Source organism: Chelatococcus asaccharovorans, assembly GCF_003201475.1.
GTDB lineage: Bacteria > Pseudomonadota > Alphaproteobacteria > Rhizobiales > Beijerinckiaceae > Chelatococcus > Chelatococcus asaccharovorans.
This window is the reverse complement of the sequence record NZ_QJJK01000012.1, coordinates 103447-115322: the sequence shown is the minus strand read 5'-3', so window position 1 is coordinate 115322 and position 11876 is coordinate 103447. Positions and strand designations below refer to the sequence as shown.

Genomic DNA, 11876 nt, shown 5'->3' with positions numbered 1-11876 from the left:
ATAGCGAAGTTTTCTTTCTGAAGAGCGCAATCGGTTGGAAGCTTTCATAATGCCTCGGGGAACTGTCGTGCTGCGATATTCATGCAAATGCATTCTTTATAGCTCCCGGCTGGCCCCAGAGGCTGCCTTTTCACCGCGAGCGATCCATGACTGAGACAGCCAAGGCCGCGTTTATCGATGAGCTCAACGCGGCGCTCGGCGCCGCCGTCGTCACCGGCGAGGATATCCCTGCGCCTTTTCGTCACGACTGGAGCGGGCTGCCACCTGTGCTGCCCATCGCCTTGATCCGGCCGCGCGAGACGGATGAAGTCGCAACGGCGCTCAAGATTGCCAACCGTCACGGCGTGACGATCGTGCCGCAAGGCGGCCTCACGGGTCTTGCCGGGGGCGCGCAGCCTGTTGCCGGCGGTGCCGTGCTATCCCTCGATCGCATGAGCGGCATCGAGGAGATCGATCCGGTGATGGCGAGCATCACCGTCAAGGCGGGAACGCCCCTCGAAGTTGTCCAGAAGGCGGCGGACGAAGCGGGGCTCTTCCTCGGCATTGACCTCGGCGCGCGCGGCTCCTGCCAGATCGGCGGCAATCTCGCGACCAATGCCGGCGGCAACCGCGTGATCCGCTATGGCATGGCGCGCGAGCATGTGCTCGGCCTCGAGGTGGTCCTTCCCGACGGCACGGTCGTGACATCGCTCAACAAGCTCATCAAGAACAACGCAGGCTATGACCTGAAGCAGCTGTTCATCGGGTCGGAGGGCACGCTCGGCATCATCACCCGCGTGGTGTTGCGTCTTCAGGCCAAGCCCCTCACCGTCAATACGGTTTTCTGCGGCTGCCGGGATTTTCCCGCGGTGCTCGACCTGTTGAAGGGCGCGCGGGCGCGCCTCGGGCCCGCGTTGTCGGCCTTCGAGGTGATGTGGCCGAGCTTCTACGACTTCATGACGGGCAAGCTGAGCGAACTGCGTCGTCCGCTGGGCCGGCCGCATGGGGTCTATGTCCTTCTCGAGCAGAGTGGTTTCGATCCCGAAGCCGACAGCGGCCGGCTGGAAGCCGTCATGGCCGAAATGCTTGAGGCGGGCATTGTCGAGGACGCCGTGCTCGCGTCATCCGAACGCGAGACGCGCGATCTCTGGGCTGTCCGGGATAGCGTGTCGGAATATGGCAAGCTGATGGGGCCGATCACCGCCTTCGACGTCGGCCTGCAGACAGACCGCATGGCGGATGTGATCGCGGGGATCGAGGCGGCCTATCAGGCCCGTTGGCCTGGCGCCATTCTGCTGGTCTATGGCCATATCGGCGACAGCAACCTGCATCTGGTTGCCAATGTGCCGGCGGCCGGCGATCATCAGCCGCATGATGACATCACGGATCTTGTTCTCGGTGCCGTGCGAGCCGCGGGCGGCACGGTATCCGCCGAGCATGGCATCGGTCTCCTCAAGAAGAAATATCTCCATTTCACGCGGTCCGACGCAGAGCTTGCGTTGATGGCACGGCTCAAGGCGGCGCTCGATCCTGGCAATATCCTGAATACTGGCAAGGTCTTCACCTTATAGGCTGGGGAAGAGCACGATGCGGCGTCGGTTCTACATGGGAGCCAATCTGGAGAGGGCTGTCGCCATCTCGGATCTGCGTGCCCGCATGCATCGGCGACTGCCGAACTTCGTGACGGAATATATCGAGGGCGGCGCCGAGGAAGAGCTGACCTTGCGCGAGAACCGCGAGATTTTCTCGCGCATCCTGTTCAGGCCGAACACCCTGATCAACGCCGCCGGTGTCGATGCATCGACCAAGCTTTTCGGCAGGCCGCTGCGCTTGCCTGTCGTCATTGCGCCGACGGGGTCGAACGGCCTGTACTGGCACGAGGGCGACCAGTGTCTGGCGCGCGCGGCCGCCGCCTTCGGCATCCCCTTCACGCAGAGCACCGTCTCGAACGCGCGGCTTGAGGATGTCGCTGCGCTTCCGGGCGTCAGGCATTGGATGCAGCTTTACGTGTTTCGCGCCCGCGCTTTCATGGAAGAACTCGTCGCGCGCGCGGACGCCGCAGGCTCGGAAGCCCTGGTCGTGACGGTCGATGCTGCCGCCTTCGGCAATCGCGAGTGGGACCGGCGCAATTACGGCCGGGATATGGACCCGACCTTGGCCAACAAGCTGGATGTGCTGCGTCGCCCGCATTGGATGGCGAATGTGCTGGCGCGGGGCTTGCCGACTTTCGCCAATGTCGCGGACAAAATCCCGCCTGCCGAGCGTACTTACAAGCGCACGGCGAGCTGGACCCGCGAGCAGATGGACCTTGCCTTCGACTGGTCGGACATCGCCTTGTTGCGCCGGATCTGGCCGCGCCGCCTCATCATCAAGGGGCTTGTGACGGCCGATGATGCCGCGCGCGCGGCGGATGCCGGCGCCGATGGCGTGGTGTTGAGCAACCACGGCGGCCGGCAGCTCGACGGCATGGTCTCGGGCGTCGCGACGCTGCCCGAGGTGCGACGCCGCGTCGGTGATGACTTCACGATTCTGGTCGACGGTGGCTTTCGTCGCGGGACCGATATCGTCAAGGCGCTCGCGCTCGGCGCGGACGCCGTGATGGTGGGCCGGGCGACGCTCTATGGCCTGGCCGCCGCGGGGGAGGCGGGCGTGATGCGGGCGCTCGCGATCCTCGAACAGGAGGTCCTGCGCACGATGGCGCTCCTCGGCCGTCTCACTGTGGCGGACCTCGGGCTGGATTGCCTGGCGGCGCGCAGCGATCCGCTCGACGGCCTTGCGGTCCTGCCCGCCGAGCGCGGGGTGCGGAGCCTGGCCCGCCCATCACACGGCTTGGCTGAACAATTGGCTGAACAACGGGAAGGGATCGGGTCAATCTGATGTTTGTGTTCAATGGGCGCAGCTTGCGCCGACATCTCCATGAAGGCGGCCAGTTCGGCGCGTTCTGGTTCTCGCTGGGGTCGCCGGCGCTGATCGAGCTTGCAACCGCCGCGCGCCCGGACGCCATCGTCATCGATGCGCAGCACGGCCTGTGGGACAGGCATTCGCTGGAGAATGCCGTGGCTGTGACGGGCGGCAAGGTGCCACTGCTGGTGCGCACCATGGACAGCAGCAAAGGGGCCATCAGCACCGCGCTCGATGCAGGAGCCGCAGGAGTGATCGTGCCCTTGATCGAGACGGCGGAGGAAGCGCGCCGCACCGTGGAGGCGGCCCGCTTTCCGCCCCATGGCGTACGCTCGGGCGGTGGTGTCAGGCCGCTCGCCGGGGATTTCGCGGCCTATGTCGCGGATGCCAACGCCCATACCTTCGTGGGTGTGATGATCGAGACCGTCGCCGGAGTGGCGCAGGCCGAAGCCATCGCTTCGGTCGAAGGGCTGGACCTCGTCCTCATCGGCACAGGAGATCTCGCGATTTCGCTGGGCACGTTCCCGGCGGCCGATCCGCGCCATGAGGAGGCCTGCCAAGCGGTGCTGGCGGCGTGCCGGAAAGCCGGCGTCGCCTGCGGCATCTTCACCCCGCATGCCGAGGCTGCGGCCCGACGCGCCGCTGAGGGCTACAACATGACGGTCGTGGCCAATGACATCGATGTGGTTGCACGAGGGTTTGCGAACGCCCAGGCGAGTTTCCGTGCAGTCCCGGATGCGGCGAGATCGCAACAACCGAAAGCCAAGCGCGCAACGCGCCGGTGAGTTGAATACAAACGTGCTGAAAAAAGAGGAGTGGGATCATCATGACAACATCACTGCGCAGGACTACGGCCTTGACGCTGCGCCGTCTGGGCATCGCTGCCGTCGCAAGCCTCAGCCTCTCGGCTGCATCCGCCTTAGCCGCCGAGCCGGTGACCATCGGCACCGGTGTGGACGCATCGTTCTCGCCTGTGTTCGTCGCGTTGCAGAACAAGCTCTTCGAGAAGGAAGGGCTGAATGTCACGACGCAGAACTATCCGTCGGGCGGTGAGGCGACCGATGCGGTCGGCGCGGGACAGCTCAACATGACGATTGTCGGCTCGCCCGCCGCCATCAATCGCGGCTCGCGGGTCGACATTCGTATCCTCGCCATCGTCGAGACGCATGGGAAGTTCGTGAAGCTCGCCGCCCGCAAGGGCATCACCGATCCGAGCCAGATCAAGAAGATCGGCTTCGCGCCGGCCGGTGACAGCGAATATGCCGTTCGGCTGGCGATGAAGAAGTTCAATATCCCGAATGTCGAGCTGGTGCGCTCCGCGCCGCCGGAACTGCCCGCCCTGCTGACGCGTGGTGATATCGACGCCTTCTTCATCTGGGAGCCCTGGCCGTCGCTCGCCGTGAAGCAGGGCGCCACCATTCTGGCGGTGAGCGAGGACGTCGGCCATCTCGGCACCATCGTCCTCGTGACCTCGGCCGACTGGCTGAAGGGCCACAAGGACGCCGCCGAGAAGGTTGCGCGTGCGCTCGCCCAGGCCTGCGACGCCATTCGCGCCAACCCCGAGGAAGCCGGGAAGGCGGCGCAGATGGCCGGCAAGATCCCGGTCGACCAGACCGTGCAGTTCGTCAAGGAGGTCGATTGCAAGGTCCGCAGCGTGACCGACAAGGACGTTCAGGACTACGAGAAGATCGCGGACTTCCTCCAGGAGCAGAAGATCACCAAGACCAAGACGGATCTCGGCAAGGTCGTCGTGAAGGACTTCTACAAGCCGTGACCGATGAGGCCCTGCCGGTCCTGCCGCCGGCGGGGCCTTCTCGACCGATCGGCGGTCAGCGCTTGAGCACGATGCCGGCGGCGTCACGGTCCCATGTCGTGGCCGAGCGTCCGCGCTCGCGCAGCTTGAACTTCTGGACCTTGCCGTTCTCGGTGCGGGGCAGGTCCTCGACGAACTCGATGAAGCGGGGGATGGCAAAATAGGACAGCTTGCCCTCACAGAAATGGACGATCTCGGTCGGGCTGACCTCAACCCCTTCCTTCAGCACGATGGCGGCCATGACCTCGTCTTCGGCGAGTTCGGACGAGACGGGAAAGACGGCGGCCACACCCACGGCCGGATGCGCCGCGAGCACCTGCTCGACCTCGTAGGAGGAGATGTTCTCGCCACGGCGACGGATGGCATCCTTCATGCGATCGATGAAGCGGAAGTAGCCCTCAGCGTTGCGCACGACCCGGTCGCCGGTGTGAAGCCAGAGGTTGCGCCAGGCCTCGACGGTTTTCTCCGGCATGCCGAAATAGCCGGACGCCATGGAGAAGGGCTCGCGGGCGCGCAGCAGCAACTCGCCGGGCACACCATCGGGGACAGGATTGTCGTCTGCGTCGGCGACGATGGCCTCGAACCCGTCGGCAACCTTTCCGAGCCAGTTGGCCCTCAGATTGTCGCGGGTGGAGCCGATGACGGCATTGCTTTCCGTGGTGCCGAAGCCGTCGAGCAGCAGGATGCCGGTGCGTTTCAGGAATGCGTCGTGGAGACCGGCAGGCACGCCCGGGGCGAGTGCCACCCGCGCCTTGTGGCGGCTCTCGACAGCGCTCGGCTCGCGCGACAGCAGCATCGGCACCATCGCGCCGAGGAGATAGGTCACGGTCGCGCCGTGGGTCTCCAAGGCCTCGAAGAAGCCGGATACCGAGAAACGCCGCTCGACGCGCTGGCTGGCGCCGTGGATCAGCGCCTGGAAGAAGCAATTGAGCGCATTGGTATGGAACAGCGGCAAGGTCGTCATGAGCACATCGCCTTCGACGACGCCGAGTTGTCGCCCGGTGACGACGCCCCACCAGAAGAACTGCCCATGCGGGCAGACGACGCCCTTGGACGGCCCGGTGGTGCCCGACGTGTAGAGAATGATGAAGGGATCGCCCGGCGCCACGGTGGCCGGCGCGATCGCCACGTCGCCGCGGTCGGGAAAGGCCCGCGCCTGGATCGCCGCGGGCATGGCCGCCTCATCCCCGGCGGCGCCGATGACCCAGATCGTGTCGACCGGCAGGCGCGCGAGGTCGATGGTGGCAAGAGCCGGCAGGAACTCGGCCTCCACGATCAGCAGGCGCGCCGCGCAATTGCCGAGAATATGCTGGAGCTGGAAGCCGCGCGATGCCGTGTTGATCGGCACGGATACTGCGCCGAGCCAGCCACAGGCCAGCACGATCTCGATGAGTTCCGGACTGTTGCCGGCGATCAGGGCCACCCGGTCGCCGGTGGATATGCCGGCGTCCTGCAAGACTTTCGCACGCCGCGCGACGATGGCGCAGAGATCGGCATAGCTCCAGCGCGCATCCCCGCAGGAGAACAGGAGACGGTCGCCGAACCGTGCGGCTTGGCGCTCAAGCAACGTCGGCACGGTGCGCTCCGGCGGCGCGAACAATTCGGCTGGCTGAGGCGAATGAGTGTCTGCCGGCATGGCGAAGGTCCGATCCCTGTCGATAGGCTGGGGCGACTATATGAAAATGCAAATTAATGTGCAATATGAAATAAAACTGTCTTATGTCGCTTTCCGGGCGGGAAAGCTAAAAGTATTATCAAGTTTCGCAGGCGTATAGGAGGCTATTCATGCGCTTCTGCTACTTCGTTGTCTTCGAGAATCAAGATGAATTCGGTCGGCGCGTGACGCCTGCGGACGCGCGGGCCATCCGGGACATTGTGGCAGGCACGCCGAACCTGCGCCGGGCCAATATCTATACGCCTGAAACTGCGCAGGACATCTACAATCGCGATGGCCCGCCGCCGCAGCTCGGGTTGCAGTTTTATTTCGACGAGCTCAGCCACCTTGAGGCGGCGATCGCAGCGGATGGCCATCTGCAGGCCCTTGCCCGTGATTGGCCGAGCCTCACGGGCGCGACCGTGACGCAGCAGGCCATGGCGCTCCGGCCGTTTCCCGTAGATGATCCCCGCGTTCAGGCGCCAGCCGGCGGGATGCCTTGCAGCTATGTCGTCCACTACGACGGGCAGGCGGAGGATCTCAACGCCTGGTTCACCCACTATGTCACGCACCATCCGCAGATCATGCGGCGCTTCCCCGGCATCCGCGAGATCGAGGTTCTGTCGCGGATCGACTGGTGCGACGCCATGCCCTGGCAGCGCGTCCATCACATCCAGCGCAACCGCGTGATGTTCGACAGCCCGGAGGCCTTGACGGCGGCGCTGCAATCGCCCGTGCGGCATGATCTTCGCGCCGATTACTATCAGTTCCCGAAATATGACGGCGGCAACGCCCATTATCCGATGGCGACCGACATCATCGGAACGCGTTAAGCGAGAGGCAGCATGTGGGCCATCCAGTATGATCGTTATGGACCGCCTGACGTCATGCGGTTGGTCGAGGCGCCAGACCCGGTGGCGGGCGCCGGCGAGGTGCTCGTGCAGGTGCAGGCATCAGGTGTTGCGCCCTTCGACGTGAAACTCCGCGCCGGCGCACTGCAACAGCATTTCGCCCCGCGCTTTCCGCAGATCCCGGGCCGGGATGGGGTGGGCGTCGTCGTGGCGCTCGGCGCTGGTGTGGTGGATCTTGCCGTCGGTGATCGCATCTGCCTGCTCGCGCCGCGCGGAAGCGGCACGGCAGCAACCCTGATCGCCTGTCCCCGCACGGCTCTGGTACCGGCGCCGTCCGCCTTGACGACCGCCGAGGCCGGCGCCCTGCTGCAGCCGGGGCTCAGCGCGCTGATCGCCGTGGAGACGGCTGCCGTATCGCCCGGCATGCGCGTGCTTGTGCATGGCGGGGCAGGGGCCGTCGGTGGCCTGATGGTGCAGCTCCTCAATCATCGCGGTGCCATCGTGAGTGCGACCTGCCGCGCTGCCAATCGCGGCTATGTGCGAAGCCTCGGCGCGCAGCGGGCCATTGCCTATGATGAAGAGGATTTCACGCGAATCGAACCGCAAGACGTGGTATTTGACCTTATTGGCGGTGACGTTCACGCGCGCTCCTATGATGTGCTGCGGGACGGGGGGCAACTTGTCTATCTCGTCGCCGCGCCATTCGTTGAGCGGAGCGAGCGCGGCATCACGGTTACGCGCGCAATGGTCACGGACCGCCCGGATGTGATGGCGGCCGTGGTCCAGGCGGCGGCAGACGGAATCTGGCGGCCCGGCGTGGTCGGCACGCTGCCGCTCGCCGATATCGGGGAGGCTCACAGACGTATCGAAGCCGGCGAGGTCACGCGCGGACGCATCGTGCTCACGCTTTGATGCTCCAATGGAAGGCAGGCTTCCCCAATCTGCACAAGCTGTCGGCAAAATATGTAAATCCATATTTCGGGCTTGACGCGCCGCCGCACTGATGAATTATTTTAAGTCTATAATGTCTTGGACGGAACATTCCGGGACGTGGAATTCTTGGGCGTAACCCGCGCCTCGTGGGAAGCAGGCGGCTTTCGACGCGGCAAAAAATCACTTCCAGACAAACGCCTGGCCTCTCTCACAGCAAGAGGCACGGCTTCATGAAAGAACGCGCGATGAGCTTTCAACCCGACCGCCGTCGTCTTCTCGGATTTGGGGCCGGCATGGCCGCGCTGAGCGCGCTGGGTGTTCCCCGCTCCGTGCTGGCGCAGGCGGCATCGGGCGGCGAACTGGCGATTGCCTATCCGGCGGATGTTCCGACATGGGATCCGAATGCGCGCACCTTTCCCGCCGGCTTCTCCCTTTATCTGACCGTTTTCGATCAGCCGCTGCGCCAGGGACCGACTTTGGAGGTCCTGCCCGGCCTCGTCACGAAATGGGGCTATGTGGACGACAAGGGTCTCGCGCTCGGCCTCGATCTGCGCGCCGATGCGGTTTTCCACGACGGCAGCCCCTTCACGGCGGAAGACATCCGCTACACCTATTTCGAGCGTCCCCACGCGCCGGTGGCGGAGGGACAGCGGAAGCTCGATACGGCCTTCATCTGGAGGAAGGTGCGGGATATCGAGGTCATCTCGCCGACACGCGCCGTGATGCATTTCAGCGAGCCGATGCCGACGGCGATCTCCTGGCTGTATTTTCTTGCGAGTTTCGTGGTCCCGAAACAGGCGCTGGAAACGATGGGCATCGATGCCTTTACCAAGAAGCCGGTCGGTTCGGGTCCCTACAAGGTCGTGGAATACCAGCAAGGCGCGCGCATGGTCCTGGAGGCGCATGATCGCTACTGGGGCGGCAAACCGAAGATCGGCCGGGTGACGATCGACATCGTCCGCGATCAGAACGCCCGCACGGCGGCGATCGAATCGCGGCGCGCCAGCATGTCGATCGACGTGCCGATCCGCGAAGCCGAGCGCCTCGGCAAGGTGCCGGGCCTGATGACGTCCATCGACCCGATCACCGACATCACCATCCTGCAGGTCACGAAGAACGGCGGCTTCGCCGATCAGAAGGTGCGTCTTGCCGCGCATCACGCCATCAACAAGGCCGCTCTGTCGAAGGCGTTCTTCGGCGGCGCCGCGGTGCCGATCTCCGTGCCCGCCGCGAAGGGCACGCCCGGCTATCCCGCGGACTACGAATTCGCCTATTCCGAGGACAAGGCGAAGGCGCTGCTGAAGGAAGCCGGCTACGGGCCGGACAAGCCCGTCTCGATCACCCTCTCGACCACCAACGGCGTCAATCCGGGCGATTTCGACGTCGCGCGCGCCATCGTCCAGATGTGGAAGAAAATCGGCATCAACGCCGAACTCGAGACGATCGAGCTATCGACCTACCAGGAGCGGCTGCGCGCCGGTGCGCTGAAGGAGGCGACGCTCTACAGCTGGGGCAACACGGCCGGTGATCCGGAGTTCTATGCCGGCTATCTCCTCGATCCGAAGTCGATCTTCTCCGCGTTCAAGTCGGACGACCTCGGGCAGATGATCCATCCGCTCTTGGTGGAGGTGGACGAGGCGAAGCGTGTCGCGGGCTACAAGGCCGTCAATCGCTTCGCGGCGGAGCAGGGCTATACGATTCCACTCTACCAGAGCGTCAAGACGATCGCCCATACAGACAAGGTTGCGACCACGAAATATGCGAATGGCCTGACCTTGCCGAGCACCTATACCTTGAAGGGCTGACCTTAAACCCGCGGGCGATGCCCTTTCTTTGATCGAGGTGCCGAATTCATGGGCCGCATCGCCCTCGAACTCTTGTTGCGTCGCATTATACTGGCGATTCCCATACTGATCTGCGTATCTGCGCTGATTTTTATCCTCCTGCGGCTGGTGCCTGCGGACCCCGTGGCGATGTCGTTGCCGCCGGGATCGTCGCAGGCTGACTATGAGGCGATGAAACAGGCGCTGGGGCTTGATCGCAGTATTCCCGAGCAATACTGGATCTGGATATCGTCGCTTCTGCGGGGAGACTTCGGCACCTCGGTCTTCTTCCGCCGGCCGGTGATCGATCTCGTCGCGACGGCCCTGCCGGCCACGGTCGAGCTGGTGGTGTTCAGCCTCATCGTCGGCACATTGCTTGGCATCGGCGGTGGCATGCTGATGTTCGCCTGGCGTGGCACGATCGGCGAACAGGTCCTCGACCTCGGCACGACCGCCATCATGGCGGTTCCGGAATTCCTCTGGGCGATCCTGCTCATCCTCTTCCTGGGCGTGGCTGTTCCCCTGCTCCCCTTCATCGGACGCCTCGACCCGTCGGTGTCGCTTCCCCCCTCCGTTACGGGCTTCCTCCTCCTCGACAGCATCATGACCGGGCGGCCGGATGTGCTGGGCAGCGCGCTCACCCATATGGTCCTTCCGGTGATCGCGCTGTCGATCGGCCTCGCGCCGCTCATCATGCGGGTGCTGCGCTCATCGCTCATCGAGACGATCATGGAGGACTACATCACCCAGGCGCGGCTGCGAGGTATCTCGGAGCGGCAGATCATCCTGCATCATGCCCTGAAGAATGCAGCCTTGCCGACCATCAGCCTCATCGGCGTCCAGGGCGGGTTCATGTTCGGGGGAACCGTGCTGGTCGAGATGATCTTCGCCTATCCCGGGCTCGGCAACCTGATGGTTGATGCCGTGCGCAACCACGACCTGCCGGTCGTCCAGGTCGTCGGGCTTGTCTATTGTGTGCTGGTGCTCGCCATCAACGCGATCGTCGACGTCATCTATCTCGCGGCCAATCCAAAGCTGAGGATGGCATGACACCGCATGGCCGCCAGGCGCTCGAGCGTTGCCTTCACAGCCCGCGCATCCTCGTGGGTGGCATCATTCTCATCCTGATCGTCATCGCGTCCCTGGGCGCCCCGATCTTCGCGCCCCATGACCCGCAGGAGCAGGACCTCATCAACACGCTGCTGCCCCCCATGTGGCAGGCCGGTGGAGACCCGTCTTATCCGCTGGGCACCGACGGGCTCGGGCGCTGCATTCTGTCGCGCCTGCTCTATGGCGGGCGGGTGGCGCTCTACGTGGCCGCGCTGTCGTCGCTCGGCGCCATGCTGCTCGGCACGGTGCTGGCCCTGCTCGCGGGCTATTTTCGCGGGCCGGTGGACTGGCTGATCAGCCGGATCGTCGAGATCTGGATGGCCTTCCCCCCGGTCATTCTCACGCTGTTGCTCCTGCTTGCGCTGGGGGCGGGGGTCAACAAGGTCGTGCTCGCCATCGTGCTGATCGACTGGACCCGCTTCTGCCGCGTCATCCGCTCGGATGTGATGGTGGTGGCCCGCAAGGACTATGTCGCGGCTGCGCGCCTCGTCGGCTTCTCCCACGTCCGAACCCTCCTGCGTGAGGTCCTGCCGGCGGTTGCCCCGCTGGTCCTGACCATGCTGAGCCTGGAGGCGGGCATCGCGGTCGTGGTCGAGGCCATCATGTCCTTCGTCGGCCTCTCCGTCGAGCCCGATGTGCCGGCCTGGGGCGTCATGCTCGCCGATGCGCGTTCCACCATGAATCAGGCGCCCTTTGGCGTCGTCGTTCCCGTGCTCGCGATCTTCCTGACCATCCTGTCGTTCAACCTTCTGGGCGACGGCCTGCGGCGGGCGCTCGATCCGCGCCTCGTCACCAGCCGCGGGAGGGCCTGA

10 protein-coding genes are annotated in these 11876 nt (G+C 64.7%); 9 read left to right on the top strand and 1 reads right to left on the bottom strand.

All coding sequences use genetic code 11. From position 1 onward, the window contains the following. The first annotated feature begins 146 nt into the window (after nucleotides 1-146). The 4 genes from C7450_RS25620 to C7450_RS25605 are packed head-to-tail and all read left to right on the top strand — an operon-like array spanning nucleotide 147 to nucleotide 4654. Nucleotides 147-1550 carry an FAD-binding oxidoreductase gene (locus C7450_RS25620; RefSeq protein ID WP_110377316.1) on the top strand — a complete coding sequence of 468 codons (1404 nt, stop codon included), beginning with the start codon at nucleotides 147-149 and terminating at the stop codon, nucleotides 1548-1550. Nucleotides 1551-1566: 16 nt separating this feature from the next. Then, complete coding sequence (locus C7450_RS25615) at nucleotides 1567-2856, top strand: alpha-hydroxy acid oxidase (protein WP_110377315.1); 1290 nt, start codon at nucleotides 1567-1569, stop codon at nucleotides 2854-2856. Then, entirely contained in the window at nucleotides 2856-3665 is an 810-nt protein-coding gene (locus tag C7450_RS25610) for an HpcH/HpaI aldolase family protein (RefSeq protein WP_110377314.1), read from the top strand. The genes C7450_RS25615 and C7450_RS25610 overlap by 1 nt, the downstream gene beginning before the upstream one ends. A gap of 41 nt (nucleotides 3666-3706) precedes the next feature. Next, complete coding sequence (locus tag C7450_RS25605; protein ID WP_110377313.1) at nucleotides 3707-4654, top strand: ABC transporter substrate-binding protein; 948 nt, start codon at nucleotides 3707-3709, stop codon at nucleotides 4652-4654. Between the two features lie 55 nt (nucleotides 4655-4709). Here C7450_RS25605 and C7450_RS25600 read toward each other — a convergent pair whose 3' ends face one another. Continuing rightward, complete coding sequence (locus tag C7450_RS25600; RefSeq protein WP_110377312.1) at nucleotides 4710-6329, bottom strand: ATP-dependent acyl-CoA ligase; 1620 nt, start codon at nucleotides 6327-6329, stop codon at nucleotides 4710-4712. Between the two features lie 149 nt (nucleotides 6330-6478). On the opposite strand from C7450_RS25600, the gene C7450_RS25595 reads away from it, so the two are divergent. From C7450_RS25595 to C7450_RS25575, 5 genes are all read left to right on the top strand, one after another. After that, nucleotides 6479-7180, top strand: a complete 702-nt coding sequence (locus tag C7450_RS25595) for a hypothetical protein (RefSeq protein ID WP_110377311.1) — start codon at nucleotides 6479-6481, stop codon at nucleotides 7178-7180. A 12-nt stretch (nucleotides 7181-7192) separates the two neighbouring features. Continuing rightward, on the top strand, nucleotides 7193-8110 hold the full coding sequence (locus tag C7450_RS25590) for an NADP-dependent oxidoreductase (RefSeq protein WP_110377310.1): 918 nt from the start codon (nucleotides 7193-7195) through the stop codon (nucleotides 8108-8110). Nucleotides 8111-8376: 266 nt separating this feature from the next. Then, nucleotides 8377-9936, top strand: coding sequence for an ABC transporter substrate-binding protein (locus C7450_RS25585; RefSeq protein ID WP_170147433.1), 1560 nt, complete (start codon nucleotides 8377-8379; stop codon nucleotides 9934-9936). Nucleotides 9937-9984: 48 nt separating this feature from the next. Beyond that, the gene (locus C7450_RS25580) at nucleotides 9985-11004 is read left to right on the top strand and encodes an ABC transporter permease (protein WP_110377308.1); all 1020 of its coding nucleotides are present in this window, start codon (nucleotides 9985-9987) and stop codon (nucleotides 11002-11004) included. Beyond that, on the top strand, nucleotides 11001-11876 hold the full coding sequence (locus tag C7450_RS25575) for an ABC transporter permease (protein ID WP_110377307.1): 876 nt from the start codon (nucleotides 11001-11003) through the stop codon (nucleotides 11874-11876). The genes C7450_RS25580 and C7450_RS25575 overlap by 4 nt, the downstream gene beginning before the upstream one ends.